Here is an 18,577-nt window from a genome sequence, read left to right on the forward strand (position 1 = left end):
GTGAAAAAGGAGCCAACTGGCTCCTTTTTTATTGGATTTTGTAAGGCCGCCATTCATGGCGACCGCCAATCTTAACCTCCCATCGCCGGACGCACGCCCAGCGTGTGGCAAATGGCGTAACTCAACTCGGCGCGGTTCAGCGTATAGAAATGGAAATCCTTCACCCCTTCGCGCGACAGGATTTTCACCATGTCCATGGCGACGCTGGCACCCACCATTTTGCGCGTTTCCGGATCGTTTTCCAGACCTTCAAACATTGCACTCATCCAGCCCGGCACCCGCACATTGGTCATGGTAGCGAAGCGTTGTAGCTGTTTGAAGTTAGAGACCGGCAAAATACCCGGCACGATCTCCACGTCGATACCGGTTGCGACACAGCGATCGCGGAAGCGCAGGTAGCTTTCCACATCGAAGAAGAACTGGGTGATGGCGCGGTTAGCACCGGCATCAATTTTGCGTTTCAGGTTAATCAAATCGGCCTGCGCGCTTTTCGCTTCGGGATGCACTTCCGGATAGGCCGCCACCGAGATATCGAAATCGCCAACGTCTTTCAGCAGCGCCACCAAATCCGAGCCGTACATCTCCGGCTTGCCGCTGCCCGGCGGTAAATCACCGCGCAGGGCCACGATATGACGAATGCCGCTATCCCAGTAATCACGCGCGATGCTGCGTAGCTCATCACGCGTGGCATCGATACAGGTTAGATGCGGTGCGGCTTCCAGACCGGTACGATCTTTGATGCCTTTGATGATGCTGTGCGTACGATCGCGCTCGCCCGAGTTGGCACCGTAGGTGACGGAGACGAATTTTGGCTTCAGGCTGCTCAGTCGATCGATTGAGCTCCACAGGGTTTCTTCCATTTCGCTGGTACGTGGCGGGAAAAATTCGAAAGAGACATTAATTTGCCCGTTCAGCTCAGCCAGGCTCTGGTTCAACGCTTCGCGTTGATTGGCGTGAAAGAAACTCATCCTAATACCTCGTCATCACATATCGATTATTTTGCGGCCTTCGAACATCCATACGTTTAGACGTCCAGATGCACAAAATGAACGATTCGCACGCTAGCGTCAACTGAAAATTAATGAACAGGCGTGACAAATTTTCACTCAAGGTGAAAGCGTTTCATGATGCGCGGTGGGAAGGTGAAGAATGCAGACGGACGATGCCGTCTGCAAAGTGAGGCAGATTACAGCAGCTGTGCGAGGCGGTTGATATCCGATTGCAACGCGCCGGCCGTAACATCGCGGCCTGCGCCCGGTCCGCGGATCACCAGCGGATTATCACGATACCAACGGCTTTCGATGGCAAACACGTTATCGCACGGCAGTAACGCAGCCAGCGGATGCTCGGGACGTACCGCTTCCACGCCGACGCGCGCTTTGCCATTGGCATCGAAACGCGCCACGTAACGCAGCACTAAGCCCATCTCTTGCGCCGCTTCCAGACGCTGCAGCATCTGATCATTCAGCTCGTCGGCGTTTTCGAAGAAGTGATCAATCGACTCACCGTCGCAAATTGCCGGCACCAGCGACTCGACACGCACCTGATCCGGCTCGATGTCGTAGCCCGCTTCACGCGCCAGAATCACCAGCTTGCGCATTACGTCCTGCCCGGACAAATCCACGCGCGGGTCTGGTTCGGTCAGGCCTTGCTGCCACGCCTGATCAACCAGCTCGCTAAACGGCACCGTGCCATCAAATTGCAGGAACAGCCACGACAGCGTGCCGGAGAAGATGCCGCTGATCGCCAGAATGCTATCGCCGCTTTCGCGTAAATCGCGCACCGTGTGATTGACCGGCAAACCGGCACCGACGGTGGCGTTATACAGCCAGTGACGACCGGTTTTGGCGAAAGCATCGCGCACCTGACGCCAGCTCTGACCGCTCGACGCACCGGCAACTTTGTTGGCGCTGATAACGTGGAAGCCGTGACTGGCGAAATCATGATACTGCTGCGCCAGCTGCTCGCTAGCGGTGACGTCCAGCACCACTAAATCATCGAACGGGTGCGCACGCATCCACAGGAACAGCGACTCTTCATCGCGCTCGACCGCTTCATCATCAAAGAACGCCAATGCGCGGCTGGCTTCCAGACCGTCGTAGCTCAGCAAACTGCGGCTGCTGTCTGCCACGCCCGCCAGCACATACTCAAATCCCGTACGCGCCGACAGCGTTTCCTGCTCGCGGGCAAACAGCTCCAGCCAGCGTGAACCGATGTTGCCTTTGCCGAACAACATCAAACCGATGCGTTTTTCTGCGCGGAACAGCGACTGATGCAATCCCTGAATCAGGTGCTGCGTCGGGCCGACGCGCAGTACCGCCACGATGCTGATGTGATCTTCCGATTGCCAGACAAACTCCACCGGCTGATCTTTGATTTGCTGCCAGAAGCGGTGGCTGTGCAGCGGATTACGCGTCACGCCCGCGCCCACCAGCGCCACCAGCGCTAAGCCGTCGCGCAGCTGCAGATGGCCCGGCAGTGCGGCATCCTGCAACAGGTTGAAGGCGCTATTCACCACTTCCGAGGTGTAACACAGCTGCAGCAGGCGGCGATCGGGATGCACGCCGATCGCCAGTGGACGCAGCTGCGCGCGCTTCAGCAGCAGATCGATCTCTTTCTGCTGGGTTTTGAAATCGTGATTGTCGGGAATTTGAATCTCCACCAGACACACATCATCGTGGCTGGTGACGATTCGCGCGCCAGTGCCGGAGGCTAGCACGCGTTCAATACGCGTCGAGCCCTGCTCCGGTTGATAGCTGCAACGCAGCTGCAAGTCGATGTCGCTGTTGGAAACCGGCTGCAAGGTGCGGGTGTGTAGCACCGGCGCCGCCAGACGCGCCAGCTCGCTGGCTTCATCAAGACGCAGCAGCGGTAGCAGGCACGCATCAGAAACTTTACGCGGATCGGCGCTGTAAACGCCCGCCACATCGCTCCAGATGGTCACGCGCCCCACGCCCGCCAGCGCACCAATCTGCGTTGCCGAGTAGTCCGAGCCGTTACGGCCGAGCAGCACGGTTTCACCCGCTTCGCTGCGGCTGATAAAGCCGGTCACCACCAAACGCTTATGCGGATGCTGTGTTAACAGCTCCTGCAGCAGCGGCCAGGATTTGCCTTCATCAACCTGCGGCTGCGCGGCACGTTCAGCACGCAGGAAGTCACGCGCGTCCAGCCAGGCGGCTTCGATCTCGCGCTGGCTCAAAACCGCAGCCATCAAGCGCGCTGACCAGATTTCGCCATGCCCCACCACTTCGGCATACACCGCGTCGGTGATGGTGCCATCGAGCAGCGCCGCCAGTCTTTCCAGATCTCGTATAAAGGAAGACGTCAGGGTTTCGGCATATTCAGCAGGCAGCAGCGCAGCAATTAATTCGCTGTGAAAACGCCGTAAAGCCTGTTGCACCTGATGGGCAGATAAGCGATCGCTCTGGCTCAATTTCAGCCAGCTGATCAACTGGTTAGTGGTGCTGCCTGCGGCAGAGACCACCATTAAGTCGCCTGGCTGGCTGTAATCCGCCATGATGCTGGCCACGCGCTGATAGCAACGGGCGTCGGCCAGGCTACTGCCACCAAATTTATGCAACTGCTTGATCGGCGTTCCCGCGCCCACTGAACTCGTCATGATTACTCCTCGGCTGCGATCCGGAATGCATTATCCAGATCGGCGATTAAATCTTCGTGATCTTCAATCCCAACAGAAATACGCAGCAGTGTTTCCGAAATTCCCGCTGCCGCGCGCGCTTCTGCAGACATGCCGGCATGCGTCATGGTCGCGGTATGCGAAATCAAACTTTCTACGCCGCCCAGCGATTCGGCCAGCGTGAACAACTGCAGCGCTTTCAGGAAGCGGCGCAGGCGAGCCTCATCGGCATCGATTTCGAAACTCAGCATGGCACCAAAACCACGCTGCTGACGTACCGCAAACTCATGACCGGCATTTTCCGGCAGGGACGGATGATACAGTTTTTTCACCAGCGGTTGTTGCTTCAGGTAATCAACTATCGCCAATGCATTGCGTTGTGCGGCGGCGATGCGCGGTGACAGCGTGCGCAAACCGCGCAGCAGCAGGTAGCTATCAAACGCCGCGCCGGTTACACCAATATTATTCGCCCACCACGCCAGATCGGTGGCGATAGCTGGATCTTTCGCAATCACCGCGCCCGCCACCACATCAGAGTGACCATTCAGGTATTTGGTGCAGGAGTGAACAACCAAGTCGGCACCCAGCGCCAGCGGGTTTTGCAGCGCCGGGCTGAGGAAGGTGTTGTCTACCACGCTAATGGCGCCAGCTTCACGCGCGGCGGCGCAAATGCTGGCGATATCGACCACACGCAGCAGTGGATTACTTGGGCTTTCAACCAGCACCAGTTTTGGCTTCTCGGCCAGAGCAGCGGCCAGCGCCGCTTTATCGCCCTGATCAACAAACTTCACGCGATACGCGCCGCGCTTGCTCAGGCTATCAAACAGGCGATAGCTGCCGCCGTAACAGTCATGTGGCGCCACCAGCAGATCGCCCGGCTTCAGGAACACGGTTGTCACCAGATGAATCGCTGACATGCCGGTATTGGTCAATACCGCGCCTGCGCCACCTTCCAACTCAGCCAGCGCGCGCTGAACCACATCGCGCGTTGGATTACCACGACGTGAATAGTCATGCGCACGCGGCTCATTGAAGTCGAGGAAGTTATAGGTGCTGGAGAGATGAATCGGTGGGACAACGCAGCCATATTGCTCGTCATCATTCAAACCGCTACGTACTGCGATGGTTGCCTGTTTACGCGTCATGGTGCTTACTGTTCCTGAAGAAAAAGAAGAGCAACAGGATAACATTCCGCACATAGACGTCAATACATCTGGACATCTAAATGTCTTTGCGTATAGATTGAGCAAATCATCAATAACCGCTAAAATTGTCCGTCATCGCCTGGTGTTCAGCGCGCTTTCCTTTGCAGAAGCGGTGCTCAAGCATAAAACCTGCGGTTTAAGGGGTCAGGCATCGAAAAATCGGGCATAATCAACGGATTTCCCCATATTCAACTTTTATTGATTAAGGTAACCCATGGCTGAATGGAACGGCGAATATATCAGCCCTTACGCTGAACATGGCAAGAAGAGCGAGCAGGTTAAGAAAATCACAGTTTCTATCCCGCTGAAAGTGCTGAAGATTTTAACGGACGAGCGCACCCGCCGTCAGGTGAACAACCTGCGTCACGCCACCAACAGCGAACTGCTGTGTGAAGCCTTTTTGCATGCTTTCACCGGGCAGCCTCTGCCGAACGATGTCGATTTGCGTAAAGAACGCAGCGATGAGATTCCGGAAGAAGCGAAACAGATTATGCGTGAAATGGGCATCGATCCCGATAGCTGGGAATACTGAAGCCAGAAATAAAAAAACCCAGCCGAGGCTGGGTTTTTTCTTGCTGCCGAATCGCGAAGATTCGACGGCCAAAAATCTTATTTCTTGCTTGCTGGCACGCTGAAACGCTTGTTGAAGCGATCTACACGGCCACCGGTGTCAGCAATACGCTGCTTACCAGTGTAGAACGGGTGGCATTTGCCGCACACGTCCAGGTTCAGACCAGAAGCCATGGTTGAACGGGTGTTGATCACGTTACCGCAAGAGCAAGTCATGGTTACTGCTTCGTACTTAGGGTGAATACCTTGTTTCATGGGAGAACCTCATAAAAGGCCGTGTCGCTCTCCGTGCCAGGCTCAGCCTGCACAGCACCACACGCGGTTGAACATTAAGTGTATGCTCCGACAAGTGATCTCATCGAAGGCGGCATAGTATACAGAAATTAACCGGTTTTAGCAAATAGCCGCTTCCTAATTAGCCGTGTACACTACTTCTCCTTAATTCAGAACCGGATAGAGATTCAGATGCCCGTTGTTCAGGTTGCCCTGCCCGTTCCGCTACCTCGCCTGTTTGATTACTTGCTGCCTGCCGATGCGCCGCAGCCGGTGGCGGGCGCACGCGTGAATGTGCCGTTCGGCAATCGCAAAATGATCGGCATTGTGATCGGTACGCGTGAGACCAGCGATCTGCCGCTGACGCAGCTCAAGCAGATAGAGAGCGTGATCGACGATCAAAGTCTGTTCTCGCCCGCCCTGTGGCGCATTTTGCATTGGGCCGCCAACTATTATCATTCGCCGCTCGGCGAAGTGCTGAGCCATGCGCTGCCGGTGCTGCTGCGTCAGGGCAAACCCGCGCAGGAAGCGCCGCTGTGGCAATGGGTGATCAATGACGCTGGCCGTGAAGTGGCGATGGAGAGCCTGAAGCGCGCGCCGAAACAGCAGCAAGCGCTGGCGATGCTGCGTCAGCGACCGCTCTATCGTCATCAGGTCAGCGAACACGATTTTACCGATGCCGCGCTGCAAGCGTTGCGCGCAAAAGGCTTGTGCGAACTGCGTGAACACACGCCGCAGATGCACGACTGGCGTACCAGCTTTGCCGTCAAAGGGGATCGCCTGCGCCTGAACACCGATCAGGCGATGGCGGTGGGCGCGATGCGCAGTGAAGACGATCACTATGCGCCGTGGCTGCTGGCCGGCATTACCGGGTCGGGTAAAACCGAAGTGTATCTCAGCGTGCTGGAGAACGTGCTGGCACGCGGCAAACAGGCTTTGGTGCTGGTGCCGGAAATCGGCCTGACGCCGCAAACCATCGCCCGCTTCCGTGAGCGCTTTGATGCGCCGATTGATGTGCTGCACTCGGCACTGAATGACAGCGAACGCCTCGCCGTCTGGCTGCGCGCGCGCAGCGGCGAAACGGCGATTGTTATCGGTACACGCTCGGCGCTGTTCACGCCGCTGGCGCGCCCCGGCGTCATCATCATTGATGAAGAGCACGACAGCTCGTACAAACAACAGGAAGGCTGGCGCTATCAGGCGCGCGATCTGGCGGTGTTCCGTGCGCATGAGGAAGATATTCCAATTGTGATGGGTTCCGCCACGCCCGCGCTGGAAACCTTGCACAACGTGCGCGTCGGCAAATATCGCCAGCTCAATCTCACCAAACGCGCGGGCAATGCTAAACCGGCGTTACAGCAGCTGATCGATCTTAAAGGCCAGCAGCTGAAAGGCGGATTGGCGCCAGCACTGCTCGGCAAAATGCGTCAGCACCTGCAGGCCGATAATCAGGTTCTGCTGTTCCTCAACCGCCGTGGCTTCTCTCCGGCGCTGATGTGCCACGATTGCGGCTGGCTGGCCGAGTGCCAGCGCTGCGATAGCTACTACACGCTGCACCAGAACCATCGCCAGCTGCGCTGCCACCATTGTGACAGCCAGCGCCCGCTGCCGAATCAGTGCCCGAGCTGTGGTTCAACGCATTTGATGCCGGTCGGCGTCGGCACCGAACAGCTAGAACAGCAGCTGGGCACGCTGTTCCCCGGCGTGCCGGTATCGCGCATCGATCGCGACACCACCAGCCGTAAAGGCGCGCTGGAGCAGCATCTGGCCGATGTGCATCGCGGCGGCGCGCGCATTCTGGTGGGCACGCAGATGCTGGCGAAAGGCCATCATTTCCCGGATGTCACGCTGGTGTCGCTACTGGATGTTGATGGTGCGCTGTTCTCGGCCGATTTCCGCGCCGCCGAGCGTTTCGCTCAGCTCTACACGCAGGTCGCGGGTCGCGCCGGTCGTGCGGGTAAACAGGGCGAAGTGTTGCTGCAGACCCATCATCCGGAACATCCATTGCTGCAAACATTGCTGCATCGCGGCTATTTCGCCTTTGCCGATCAAACGCTGCTGGAGCGTCAGTCCGTTCAGCTGCCGCCGTGGACCAGCCATGCGCTGTTCCGCGCTGAGGATATGGATAACCAACAGGCGGCGGAATTCCTCACACAGCTGCGCAATTTGCTGGAAGCCAGCCCGCTTAAAGATGAGGCGATGTGGCTGATGGGGCCGGTTCCGGCGTTGGCACCGAAGCGCAGTGGACGCTGGCGCTGGCAGCTGCTGTTGCAGCATCCGTCGCGCAAACGTCTGCAACAGCTGTTGAGCGGATCGCTGCCGCTGATCGCCACCTTGCCGGCGTCACGCAAAGTGAAATGGACGCTGGATATCGATCCCACCGAGAGCTAAGCCACGCCACAACTGCGAGCCAGATCGAAAAAAGTCGCACAAGTCACAATTTTTATGCAAATTAAGTAACAACCCGACGCGACCTTGGGTTAACAATAGTGCCGACCCGGTTGAAGCCCGGTAATGTCTGAAAATCAATGCGCTGTACCGCGTCAGGAGTTATACGTTGGACCAGAAGCAACCCTCCACCGCCGCCACCATGAAAGATGTGGCCGAGAAAGCAGGCGTTTCAACCGCTACGGTTTCACGTGCGTTGATGAATCCAGAAAAAGTCTCTGCTGCTACCCGGCTCAAGGTCGAAAAAGCCGTGATTGCCGTGGGTTATGCGCCGCACGGTTTGGCGCGCAATGCCAAACGCGGTGAAACGCAAACCATTCTGGTGATTGTGCCGGACATCTGTGATCCCTTCTTCAGTGAGATCATTCGCGGCGTGGAAGTCACCGCTGCGCATGAAGGTTATCTGGTACTGATTGGCGATTGCGCGCATCAGAATAAACAGGAAAAAACCTTTCTGAATTTAATGCTGACGCGACAGATCGACGGCATGGTGCTGTTGGGTTCACAGCTGCCGTTTGAGGCGGGCATTGAAGATCAGCGCAACCTACCGCCGATGGTGATGGGCAACGAATTTGCGCCGGAGATGGCATTACCCACGGTCCATATCGATAACCTGACCGCCGCCTTCGAAGCGGTGAATCACCTGCTGCAGCTTGGTCATCGCCAAATTGCCTGCATCACCGGGCCAGAACACATTCCGCTGAGCCAGTATCGTTTGCAGGGCTACATTCAGGCGCTGCGGCGCAGCAGTATCGCCATCGACCCAACGATGATTGTGCACGGCGATTTCACCTTTGAAGCCGGCGCGAATGCGCTTAAGCAGTTGATGAGTTTGCCGCAGCCGCCGAAAGCGATTTTCTGCCATAGCGATTTGATGGCGCTGGGCGCGATGAACCAGGCGCGTAAACTTGGCATGCGCATTCCGCAGGATCTGTCGGTGGTGGGCTTTGATGATATCGAACTGGCGCAATACTACGATCCGCCGCTGACCACCGTGGCCCAGCCGCGTTTTGCCATCGGCCGAGAAGCGATGCTGCTGTTACTTGATGAGCTGCAGGGTAAACGCGTGAATAACGGTTCGCGCCTGCTGGATGCGGAGTTGCGCGTGCGCGGCAGTACGGCACCGGCGGCAAAACGGGAAAAATAGTGCATAGACGCCTGCATTTTCAGCGGATTCTGAAGGCAGACTGTGCTGGTCAAAGTTCCAGCCCTTGCGTAACATGGCGCATTCATTGCCGGGCAATTAACAGCACATTTACATGCCCATTGGCATTTTTTTGAAGGGTAGCAGAACGAAAGTGGCACAGAAAGATTATGTAGGCCGCGGGCGTTCAACAGGGACGCGTCGCAAAAAACCCGCCAGCCGCAGCAAGAAAAGCAAAGGCGGATCAGGCACTTCAAAGCTCATGATGGTACTGGCCGCGGCCGTGCTGGTCACCTTTGCCGGTGGTTTATGGTTTATCTCGCATCATAAGAAAGAAGAGATTGAGGTCATTCCAAACCACAAAGCCAACGGTAACGGCCTGCCGCCGAAGCCGGAAGAGCGCTGGAAGTACATCAAAGAGCTGGAAAATCGCCAAATTACCGTTCCGTCGCCAACTGAGCCTTCGGCTGGTGGCGTGCAATCACAAACTCAGCTGACCGATGAACAGCGCCAGTTGCTGGAGCAGATGCAGGCCGATATGCGCCAGCAGCCGACGCAGTTGAACGAAGTGCCGTGGAACGAACAAACCCCGGCGCAGCGCCAGCAAACGCTGCAGCGTCAGCAGGTTCAGCAACAACAACAGCAGCAGTTGCAACGTCAGCAGCAACAGTTACAGCAGCAGCAGCGCCAGCAACAGTTGCAGCAACAACAGGCCGCGCGTCAGCAGCAACAGCAAGCTGCGCCGATCACGCGTGAGCCAACGCAGCAAACCAAGCCGCAGGAAACGGCCAAGGCGAAAGCGGAAGAGAAAGCCGCTTCACAACGCTGGATGGTGCAGTGTGGTTCGTTCAAAGGCACCGATCAGGCGGAATCCGTGCGCGCCGGTCTGGCATTTGAAGGATTTGAGAGCCGCATTACCACCGGCGGTGGCTGGAATCGCGTGGTGATCGGGCCGTTCAAAGATCGCAGCAGCGCCGACAGCACAGTCAAACGCTTACACAGTTCCGGCCACGGAAGTTGTATTCCCCTCGCTCTCGGGGGTTGAAACCCCTTTTTCCTACCCCATATCTGGTTGCATGATACTCCGCGCCGAGTGCGCGGAGTTCCTTTTCTACTGCAACAAGGGGTCTGCCCGTGACAACAATAGTAAGTGTACGACGCAACGGCCAGGTAGTGATTGGCGGTGATGGCCAGGCTACGCTCGGCAATACCGTAATGAAAGGCAACGTTAAAAAAGTCCGTCGTCTTTACAACGATAAAGTGATCGCCGGCTTTGCTGGCGGTACCGCAGATGCCTTCACCCTGTTTGAACTGTTTGAGCGCAAGCTGGAAATGCACCAGGGCCATCTGGTGAAAGCGGCGGTCGAACTGGCTAAAGATTGGCGTACCGATCGCATGCTGCGCCGCCTTGAAGCGCTGCTGGCGGTGGCCGACGAAAACGCCTCATTAATCATCAGCGGCAACGGCGACGTTATCCAGCCGGAAAATGACCTGATCGCAATTGGTTCTGGTGGGCCTTACGCCCAGGCAGCGGCACGCGCGTTGCTGGAAAACACCGACATTGGTGCACACGATATCGTGGAGAAAGCGCTGAACATCGCTGGCGATATCTGTATCTACACCAACCACAATATTAACTTCGAAGCATTACCGTCTAAGGCTAAGGACTAAACATCATGTCTGAGATGACTCCACGCGAGATTGTCAGCGAGCTTAATCGCTTTATCATCGGCCAGGACGGCGCAAAGAAGGCGGTCGCGATCGCCCTGCGTAATCGCTGGCGCCGCATGCAGCTCGACGAAGAGCTGCGCCATGAAGTGACGCCAAAAAACATTCTGATGATTGGTCCAACCGGTGTCGGTAAAACCGAAATCGCCCGTCGCTTAGCCAAACTGGCGAACGCACCGTTCATCAAAGTGGAAGCCACCAAATTCACCGAAGTCGGTTACGTCGGTAAAGAGGTTGATTCCATCATTCGCGATCTGACCGATTCTGCCATCAAGATGGTGCGCAGCCAGGCAATCGAGAAGAACAAGTACCGCGCGGAAGAGATGGCGGAAGAGCGCATCCTGGATGTGCTGATCCCACCCGCGAAAAATAACTGGGGCCAGGCTGAACAAGCGGCTGAGCCATCGGCAGCGCGTCAATCCTTCCGCAAGAAACTGCGCGAAGGCCAGCTGGATGACAAAGAGATTGAGATCGATCTGGCCGCTTCATCGGCTGGCGTTGAGATCATGGCGCCTCCGGGCATGGAAGAGATGACCAGCCAGCTGCAATCGATGTTCCAGAACCTCGGTGGGCAGAAGCAGAAACCGCGTAAGCTGAAAATCAAAGAAGCCATGAAGCTGCTGATTGAAGAAGAAGCGGCCAAGCTGGTGAACCCTGAAGAGCTGAAACAGGATGCCATCGATGCGGTTGAGCAGCACGGTATCGTGTTCATCGACGAAATCGACAAAATCTGTAAGCGCGGCGGCCAGAATGCGGGCGGTCCAGACGTGTCACGCGAAGGCGTACAGCGCGACCTGCTGCCGCTGGTAGAAGGTTGCACCGTTTCCACTAAGCACGGCATGGTGAAAACTGACCACATTCTGTTTATCGCTTCCGGCGCGTTCCAGGTCGCCAGCCCGTCAGATCTGATCCCAGAACTGCAAGGCCGTCTGCCGATTCGCGTTGAACTGCAGGCGCTGACCGTCAATGACTTCGAGCGCATCCTGACCGAGCCAAACGCTTCGGTTACCGTGCAGTACAAAGCATTGATGGGCACCGAAGGAGTCAACATCGACTTCACCGATGACGCAGTGCGGCGTATCGCCGAAGCCGCATGGCAGGTGAACGAGACCACCGAGAACATCGGTGCGCGTCGTCTGCATACCGTGCTGGAGCGTCTGATGGAAGATATCTCCTATGACGCCAGCGATCGTAACGGTGAGTCGATCACTATCGATGCCGAGTACGTTGGTAAGCATCTGGATGAGCTGGTGGCCGACGAAGATCTCAGCCGCTTCATTCTGTAAGCTTCACCCGCGAAATCTCTGCCCGGCCACTGTGCCGGGCTTTTTTTTACGCAGGATATTGATGCAACGCTTTTTTTGGCGGTTGATGATTTTGCCAACAATCGCCAGATAGCGATATACTTAGCGCTCCTGTGGCAAACAGACGAAAACCCTCATGAAATACGATACATCTGAACTCTGTGACATCTACCACGAAGCTGTGAATGTTGTTGAACCGCTTTTTTCGAACTTTGGTGGGCGCAGCTCATTCGGTGGTCAAATCACCACAGTGAAATGTTTCGAAGATAACGGCTTACTCTACGATTTGCTGGAAGAGAACGGTCGGGGTCGCGTATTGCTGGTGGATGGCGGCGGTTCGGTCCGTCGCGCACTGGTCGATGCTCAGCTGGCGAGTCTGGCGGCGCAAAATGAGTGGGAAGGCATTGTGGTGTACGGCTCGGTGCGTCAGGTTGACGATCTCGAAGAGCTGGAAATCGGCATTCAGGCGATTGCGGCGATTCCGGTGGGTGCAGCGGGTGAAGGCATTGGCGAAAGTGACGTGCGCGTTAACTTCGGCGGCGTGACTTTCTTCTCTGGCGACCATCTGTATGCCGACAATACCGGCATCATCCTGTCTGAAGACGCGCTCGACATCGAGTAAGCCGCAACAAAAACGGGTGCCGCGGCACCCGTTGGTTTAAGCATTGACGCTTAAACTTCTTCCATTTTTCCCAGCAGTGCCCGCAGACGATCCTGCCAGACATGCTGCTCTTCTTTCAGATGCTGATTTTCACGCACCAGTGCATCCTGATTGCCTGAAGCCTGGCTGACTTCGTTTTTCAGCGTGTTGTTTTGCTCTTTCAGCTCTTCAATTTCCATCTGCAGCAGAGTGATGGTATCAATCGCCTGCTGTACTTTCGCTTCCAGTTTCTCGAACACTTCAAATGACATCTTTCTGACCTCTCCTAAATCTTGCAAGGCGTTGATGGGGCTAGTGCATGCCTTATTACAGTGCGCTCAGCCACGATGACTCGATTGTATGTAGCCGAACCCAGCAAGTCCAGCGGCACAAGGCCTGCGAGGGCAGTCTGTAACACTTTTCAGTCTATGCCTAAAAAAATGCGCATCTTCGCGCATCTGTGTGCGCGATCACGTCGGCATCGACCAGCCTGGCGGGGTGAATGGGCCTTAAAGAAACGCAAAAGACGCGAAAACGCGCATTTTTATGACGCAGTACACAGATTTCAATTTCGCTATTTCTCGTTTATGCTCGTTAACGATAAATTCACATCAACCCTACATTGATAGCTGGGCGACTCATGGATGAGAACAAAAACTGATAAAATTTAACCTCGCTTCAGGAATGCCATTATGAGTCAGACAACTAACACACTAAAAGGTCAGTGCATCGCTGAATTTCTCGGTACAGGTTTGATTATCTTCTTTGGTGCAGGCTGCGTTGCTGCACTGAAACTGGCCGGTGCGTCATTCGGTCAGTGGGAAATTTGTATTATCTGGGGTTTAGCCGTCTCCATGGCAGTCTATCTGAGCGCAGGCGTTTCCGGCGCGCATCTTAACCCAGCCGTTACCGTCGCGCTGTGCCTGTTCGCTAATTTTGAAGGTCGTAAAGTTGTTCCCTATATTCTGGCGCAGGTTGCCGGCGCGTTCTGCGCTGCCGCGTTGGTTTACGGTCTCTACTACAATCTGTTCTTTGATTACGAAGCGGGCCATCAAATGGTGCGCGGCAGTGTTGAAAGCCTCGATCTGGCCGGTATCTTCTCGACTTACCCGAACCCGCACATCAGTGTAGCTCAGGCGTTCCTGGTTGAGATGGTGATTACAGCGGTGTTGATGGCAGTGATCATGGCGCTGACCGATGACGGCAACGGTGTGCCGCGTGGTCCGCTGGCTCCGCTGTTGATTGGTCTGCTGGTGGCGGTCATCGGTGGCTCAATGGGTCCACTGACCGGCTTCGCACTCAACCCGGCGCGTGACTTTGGTCCAAAACTGTTCGCCTTCTTCGCTGGTTGGGGCAACGTCGCCTTCACCGGTGGCAAAGATATTCCTTACTTCCTGGTTCCGATTTTTGGCCCGCTGGTCGGTGCTTGCCTCGGAGCCTTTGGTTACCGTTCGCTGATTGGCCGCCATCTGCCAGTTAACGTCGCGGAAGCCAGCACAGCAGAAAAACCGGTTGCGCGCGCTCAGCAGCGTAAAGCGTAAGTTTCATCGATACCACATCAGGACAGCACAATGACTACTGATAAAAAATATATCGTTGCACTCGATCAGGGCACAACCAGCTCACGCGCCGTGGTGCTTGATCATGATGCCAACATCGTTGCGGTTTCTCAGCGCGAATTTACCCAGATCTACCCGAAAGCGGGTTGGGTTGAACATGACCCAATGGATATCTGGGCGTCACAAAGCTCGACGCTGGTGGAAGTGCTGGCGCACGCCGATATTAACTCCGATCAAATCGCGGCGATTGGTATCACCAACCAGCGTGAAACCGCCATCGTGTGGGATAAAGAGACCGGCAAACCGGTTTACAACGCTATCGTCTGGCAGGATCCGCGCACCGCAGACTACTGTAACAAACTGAAGAAAGAGGGTCTGGAAGAGTACATCCAGCACACCACCGGTTTGGTGATTAACCCGTACTTCTCCGGCACCAAAGTGAAGTGGATTCTTGACCACGTTGAAGGCGCACGTGAGCGTGCAAAACGCGGCGAACTGCTGTTCGGTACCGTTGATACCTGGCTGATTTGGAAAATGACGCAGGGACGTGTGCACGTCACCGATCACACCAACGCCTCACGTACCATGATGTACAACATCCACAAGCTGGAGTGGGATGAGCGCATGCTGGAGATCCTCGATATCCCGCGTGAAATGCTGCCAGAAGTGAAAGGTTCTTCCGAAGTGTACGGTCAGACCAACATTGGTGGTAAAGGCGGTACGCGTATTCCTATCGCCGGAATCGCCGGTGACCAGCAAGCGGCGCTGTATGGCCAGCTGTGCGTACAACCGGGTATGGCGAAAAACACTTACGGCACCGGCTGCTTTATGTTGATGAACACCGGCACCGAAGCCGTGACTTCGACGCATGGCCTGCTGACCACCATCGCTTGCGGCCCACGCGGCGAAGTGAACTATGCGCTGGAAGGTGCGGTGTTTATCGGTGGTGCGTCGATTCAGTGGCTGCGCGATGAGATGAAGCTGATCAGTGATTCAACCGACTCTGAATACTTCGCGTTGAAAGTGAAAGACACTAACGGCGTATATATGGTGCCGGCCTTCACCGGTTTGGGCGCGCCTTATTGGGACCCGTATGCACGCGGCGCGATTTTCGGTCTGACGCGCGGTGCGAACGCTAACCACATCATCCGTGCCACGCTGGAGTCGATTGCTTACCAGACGCGCGATGTACTGGAAGCGATGCAGAACGATGCTGGCACCCGCCTGCAGTCACTGCGCGTGGATGGTGGTGCGGTCGCCAACAACTTCCTGATGCAGTTCCAGTCTGACATTCTCGGCACGCGCGTTGAGCGTCCGGAAGTGCGTGAAGTTACAGCACTGGGTGCGGCGTATCTGGCTGGCCTGGCCGTCGGTTTCTGGGGCGACCTGGAAGAAGTTCGCGCTAAAGCGGTGATTGAGCGTGAGTTCCGCCCAAGCATCGAGACCACCGAACGTAACGTCCGTTACGCCGGCTGGAAGAAAGCCGTCGCTCGCGCTAAAGCGTGGGAAGACGAAGAGTAACATCCTGCTGACCCGCGGTGCCCTGCCGCGGGTTTTTCCCCCGTCCCGCTTCCCCGCTGTGTTAAACTGCCTGCCTGTTTTTTGTCAGGTGCCACCATGAAACGAGAACTCGCGATTGAATTTTCCCGCGTGACTGAAGCCGCCGCTCTGGCGGGCTATCACTGGTTAGGACGCGGCGATAAAAATGCGGCCGACGGCGCAGCCGTTCACGCCATGCGCATTATGCTCAACACTATTGATATCGACGGCCAGATTGTGATTGGCGAAGGCGAAATCGACGAAGCGCCGATGCTGTATATCGGTGAGAAAGTCGGTACCGGCCGTGGCGACGCGGTGGATATCGCGGTCGATCCGATTGAAGGCACACGCATGACGGCGATGGGCCAGGCCAATGCGCTGGCGGTGCTGGCGGTTGGTGATAAGGGCAGCTTCCTGCACGCACCTGATATGTACATGGAAAAGCTGATTGTTGGACCGGGCGCACGTGGCGCCATCGACCTCAATCTGCCGCTTGATATCAACCTGAAAAACATCGCGCTGGCATTGGGCAAACCGCTCAGCCAGTTAACGGTATCGATTCTGGCCAAGCCCCGCCACGATGCGGTGATTGCCCAGCTGCAGCAGCTCGGCGTGCGCGTGTTCTCTTTCCCGGATGGCGATGTCGCGGCCTCGATTCTGACCTGTATGCCGGATAGCGAAGTGGATGTGATGTACGGCATCGGCGGCGCGCCGGAAGGTGTGGTGTCGGCGGCAGTCATTCGCGCAATGGATGGCGACATGCAGGCACGTTTATTGGCACGTCACGAAGTGAAAGGCGATAGCGAAGAGAATCGTCGTCTGGGCGAGAATGAACTGCAACGCTGCGCCGAGATGGGCATTGAAGCGGGTCAGGTACTGAAGCTGGATCAGATGGCGCGCAACGATAACGTTATCTTCGCGGCCACCGGCATCACCACCGGCGATTTGTTGAAAGGCATCACGCGTAACGGCAACATCGCCACCAGCGAAACCCTGCTGGTGCGCGGTAAATCGCGCACCATTCGCCGCATCCAGTCAATCCACTATCTGGATCGCAAAGACGCGGCGCTGCATCAATTTATCCTGTAATCGCCTGCTTGCCGCTCTCCGGATGACGTGAGAGCGGCCACCAGCACAGCAGCATCACCAGCGACGTCACAAACATCAGCATGCCAAGGCTGGATTGATCGTGCTGCGGCAACAGCGCAGAAAGCCACGCCACCACGCCGGAACCGAGATTCTGCAAGCCTCCGATTAACGCACCCGCGCTGCCCGCCAGCCACGCATATGGCTCCATCGCGCCCGAGGTTGCCAGCGGAAACAGCATGCCCGCGCCAAAGAAGAACAGCGCAGCCGGCACCAGCAACGTCCAGATGTTCATCACGCCAAACCAGGCCGGAACCCACATCAGCAAGCCCGCTAACAGGCAGCTGTTCACGCCGTACCACATCAGCGTGTGCCAGGATTTCTGCTCACGTCCGGCAAACCAGGCACCAAAGAACGCCGCCGGAATCGGCAGGATAAACAGGATGCTGACGGTTAATCCATCCAGCCCCAACACGCCGCCCATCAGCACGCCACAGCTGGCTTCAAACACCGCGATGCCCGCCAGCGCGCCAATCAGTAGCAGCAGATACCGCACAAAGTTGCCGTCGCTCAGCAAAGTGGCATAACGGCGCAGGAACGGCGTGGCGGGCGTATCCGCTGGACGCGTTTCCGGCAGCCAGCGCGCCATCGACGCGGTGACGCCGACGCACAGCAGCAGCAGGAAGGCGAAACAGGCGTGCCAGCCAAACAGATGCGTCAGCAGCGCCCCAATCACCGGCGCCAGCAGCGGGCTGACCAGAATGCCCATATTAAGCAAGCTGTTCGCCTGGCGCAGTGCGATGCCGGCGTAGAGATCGCGCGGCATGGTGCGCGCCATCACGCCCGCCACGCCGGTACCTAAACCTTGTACCGCGCTGCCCAGCACCAAAATATCCAACGAGGGCGCGAACATAGCGATCAACGCGCCGACGGCAAAGATCGTCATGCCAATCAGGATCACCGGACGGCGGCCAAAACTGTCCGACAGCGGGCCGTAGATCAACTGCGATCCGCCGTAAGTCATCAGGTAGGCGGCCATCACCTGCTGGATCGCCCCGCTGCGCACATTAAGCGTTTCGGCCATGTTGGCCATGGCTGGCACATAGATGGTTTGCGCCATCTGCCCAACCGCCACCAGCACGATCAGCATGAATAACAGAAAGCGATTTTGCGTTTTACTTATCAACATGGAACAAAATGTCTGCCTGAGAAACAAAGAATAAGCAGCACAAAAAAGGCCGCCTCGGATTTATGGCGGCAAAAATATCAGGATTCAGTGACAAATCGAGAGGCGCGGGCAAAGCTGTATGTCTCAAGCCGTCAAGCTGTTTGTCCAGATTGTAAACCGCCCGCTACAGTTGCTGATCTGTGCGCTGCGTTTGTCGCTGAGAGCCCTTTACAGGGTACCGAGCTGGAAATTTATCGGATGGATAACGATGATAAT

The 18,577-nt window shown here is 56.5% G+C and carries 16 protein-coding genes; 10 read left to right on the plus strand and 6 right to left on the minus strand.

Annotated elements, in window-relative coordinates; all coding sequences use genetic code 11:
* Positions 1-71 precede the first annotated feature (71 nt).
* The 3 genes from metF to metB all read right to left on the minus strand — a co-directional run bounded on the left by metF (position 72) and on the right by metB (position 4,782).
* The gene (gene metF, locus FCN45_RS18775) at positions 72-968 is read right to left on the minus strand and encodes a methylenetetrahydrofolate reductase (protein WP_137386750.1); all 897 of its coding nucleotides are present in this window, start codon (positions 966-968) and stop codon (positions 72-74) included.
* Between the two features lie 218 nt (positions 969-1,186).
* Positions 1,187-3,619, minus strand: a complete 2,433-nt coding sequence (locus FCN45_RS18780; RefSeq protein WP_008109663.1) for a bifunctional aspartate kinase/homoserine dehydrogenase II — start codon at positions 3,617-3,619, stop codon at positions 1,187-1,189.
* A 2-nt stretch (positions 3,620-3,621) separates the two neighbouring features.
* Complete coding sequence (gene metB / locus FCN45_RS18785) at positions 3,622-4,782, minus strand: cystathionine gamma-synthase (protein WP_137386751.1); 1,161 nt, start codon at positions 4,780-4,782, stop codon at positions 3,622-3,624.
* 274 nt (positions 4,783-5,056) lie between these two features.
* On the opposite strand from metB, the gene metJ reads away from it, so the two are divergent.
* Entirely contained in the window at positions 5,057-5,374 is a 318-nt protein-coding gene (metJ, locus tag FCN45_RS18790; RefSeq protein WP_007885403.1) for a met regulon transcriptional regulator MetJ, read from the plus strand.
* 77 nt (positions 5,375-5,451) lie between these two features.
* On the opposite strand, the gene rpmE is transcribed toward metJ, so the two are convergent.
* On the minus strand, positions 5,452-5,667 hold the full coding sequence (gene rpmE / locus FCN45_RS18795) for a 50S ribosomal protein L31 (protein WP_007885402.1): 216 nt from the start codon (positions 5,665-5,667) through the stop codon (positions 5,452-5,454).
* A gap of 210 nt (positions 5,668-5,877) precedes the next feature.
* On the opposite strand from rpmE, the gene priA reads away from it, so the two are divergent.
* The 6 genes from priA (at position 5,878) to rraA (ending at position 12,931) form a co-directional block, all read left to right on the plus strand.
* A complete protein-coding gene (priA, locus tag FCN45_RS18800; RefSeq protein ID WP_137386752.1) occupies positions 5,878-8,076 on the plus strand; it encodes a primosomal protein N' in 2,199 nt (732 codons plus the stop codon).
* A 199-nt stretch (positions 8,077-8,275) separates the two neighbouring features.
* Positions 8,276-9,280 (plus strand): DNA-binding transcriptional regulator CytR, encoded by a 1,005-nt coding sequence (gene cytR, locus FCN45_RS18805; RefSeq protein ID WP_371419605.1) that lies wholly within the window; start codon positions 8,276-8,278, stop codon positions 9,278-9,280.
* 151 nt (positions 9,281-9,431) lie between these two features.
* Positions 9,432-10,322 carry a cell division protein FtsN gene (gene ftsN / locus FCN45_RS18810; RefSeq protein ID WP_137386753.1) on the plus strand — a complete coding sequence of 297 codons (891 nt, stop codon included), beginning with the start codon at positions 9,432-9,434 and terminating at the stop codon, positions 10,320-10,322.
* 89 nt (positions 10,323-10,411) lie between these two features.
* A complete protein-coding gene (hslV, locus tag FCN45_RS18815) occupies positions 10,412-10,948 on the plus strand; it encodes an ATP-dependent protease subunit HslV (RefSeq protein WP_101760642.1) in 537 nt (178 codons plus the stop codon).
* A gap of 5 nt (positions 10,949-10,953) precedes the next feature.
* Positions 10,954-12,291 carry an HslU--HslV peptidase ATPase subunit gene (gene hslU / locus FCN45_RS18820; RefSeq protein WP_007885388.1) on the plus strand — a complete coding sequence of 446 codons (1,338 nt, stop codon included), beginning with the start codon at positions 10,954-10,956 and terminating at the stop codon, positions 12,289-12,291.
* Positions 12,292-12,445: 154 nt separating this feature from the next.
* Positions 12,446-12,931: a ribonuclease E activity regulator RraA gene (gene rraA, locus FCN45_RS18825; protein ID WP_061720294.1), complete on the plus strand. Its 486-nt coding sequence runs from the start codon at positions 12,446-12,448 to the stop codon at positions 12,929-12,931.
* 50 nt (positions 12,932-12,981) lie between these two features.
* Here rraA and zapB read toward each other — a convergent pair whose 3' ends face one another.
* A complete protein-coding gene (gene zapB / locus FCN45_RS18830; protein WP_007885384.1) occupies positions 12,982-13,221 on the minus strand; it encodes a cell division protein ZapB in 240 nt (79 codons plus the stop codon).
* Between the two features lie 420 nt (positions 13,222-13,641).
* Here zapB and FCN45_RS18835 point away from each other — a divergent pair, with 420 nt between their 5' ends.
* The 3 genes from FCN45_RS18835 (at position 13,642) to glpX (ending at position 17,136) form a co-directional block, all read left to right on the plus strand.
* Positions 13,642-14,490 carry an MIP/aquaporin family protein gene (locus tag FCN45_RS18835; protein WP_061720295.1) on the plus strand — a complete coding sequence of 283 codons (849 nt, stop codon included), beginning with the start codon at positions 13,642-13,644 and terminating at the stop codon, positions 14,488-14,490.
* Positions 14,491-14,520: 30 nt separating this feature from the next.
* The gene (gene glpK, locus FCN45_RS18840) at positions 14,521-16,029 is read left to right on the plus strand and encodes a glycerol kinase GlpK (protein ID WP_110868179.1); all 1,509 of its coding nucleotides are present in this window, start codon (positions 14,521-14,523) and stop codon (positions 16,027-16,029) included.
* Between the two features lie 96 nt (positions 16,030-16,125).
* A complete protein-coding gene (gene glpX / locus FCN45_RS18845) occupies positions 16,126-17,136 on the plus strand; it encodes a class II fructose-bisphosphatase (protein WP_008109685.1) in 1,011 nt (336 codons plus the stop codon).
* Here the strand turns inward: glpX and emrD are convergent.
* A complete protein-coding gene (emrD, locus tag FCN45_RS18850) occupies positions 17,126-18,322 on the minus strand; it encodes a multidrug efflux MFS transporter EmrD (RefSeq protein ID WP_137386754.1) in 1,197 nt (398 codons plus the stop codon). The genes glpX and emrD overlap by 11 nt on opposite strands.
* Positions 18,323-18,577 lie beyond the last annotated feature (255 nt).

Source organism: Pantoea sp. SO10 (assembly GCF_005281435.1).
In the GTDB taxonomy this organism is placed as follows: Bacteria; Pseudomonadota; Gammaproteobacteria; order Enterobacterales; family Enterobacteriaceae; genus Pantoea; species Pantoea leporis.

Bases quoted from the DNA above. Each gene is read 5' to 3' on its own strand.
- metJ (WP_007885403.1), top strand. From the start codon at position 5,057: ATGGCTGAATGGAACGGCGAATATATCAGCCCTTACGCTGAACATGGC.
- glpK (WP_110868179.1), top strand. From the start codon at position 14,521: ATGACTACTGATAAAAAATATATCGTTGCACTCGATCAGGGCACAACC.
- FCN45_RS18780 (WP_008109663.1), bottom strand. From the start codon at position 3,619: ATGACGAGTTCAGTGGGCGCGGGAACGCCGATCAAGCAGTTGCATAAA.
- rpmE (WP_007885402.1), bottom strand. From the start codon at position 5,667: ATGAAACAAGGTATTCACCCTAAGTACGAAGCAGTAACCATGACTTGC.
- metF (WP_137386750.1), bottom strand. From the start codon at position 968: ATGAGTTTCTTTCACGCCAATCAACGCGAAGCGTTGAACCAGAGCCTG.
- zapB (WP_007885384.1), bottom strand. From the start codon at position 13,221: ATGTCATTTGAAGTGTTCGAGAAACTGGAAGCGAAAGTACAGCAGGCG.
- metB (WP_137386751.1), bottom strand. From the start codon at position 4,782: ATGACGCGTAAACAGGCAACCATCGCAGTACGTAGCGGTTTGAATGAT.
- cytR (WP_371419605.1), top strand. From the start codon at position 8,276: ATGAAAGATGTGGCCGAGAAAGCAGGCGTTTCAACCGCTACGGTTTCA.
- priA (WP_137386752.1), top strand. From the start codon at position 5,878: ATGCCCGTTGTTCAGGTTGCCCTGCCCGTTCCGCTACCTCGCCTGTTT.
- hslU (WP_007885388.1), top strand. From the start codon at position 10,954: ATGTCTGAGATGACTCCACGCGAGATTGTCAGCGAGCTTAATCGCTTT.
- rraA (WP_061720294.1), top strand. From the start codon at position 12,446: ATGAAATACGATACATCTGAACTCTGTGACATCTACCACGAAGCTGTG.
- glpX (WP_008109685.1), top strand. From the start codon at position 16,126: ATGAAACGAGAACTCGCGATTGAATTTTCCCGCGTGACTGAAGCCGCC.
- FCN45_RS18835 (WP_061720295.1), top strand. From the start codon at position 13,642: ATGAGTCAGACAACTAACACACTAAAAGGTCAGTGCATCGCTGAATTT.
- emrD (WP_137386754.1), bottom strand. From the start codon at position 18,322: ATGTTGATAAGTAAAACGCAAAATCGCTTTCTGTTATTCATGCTGATC.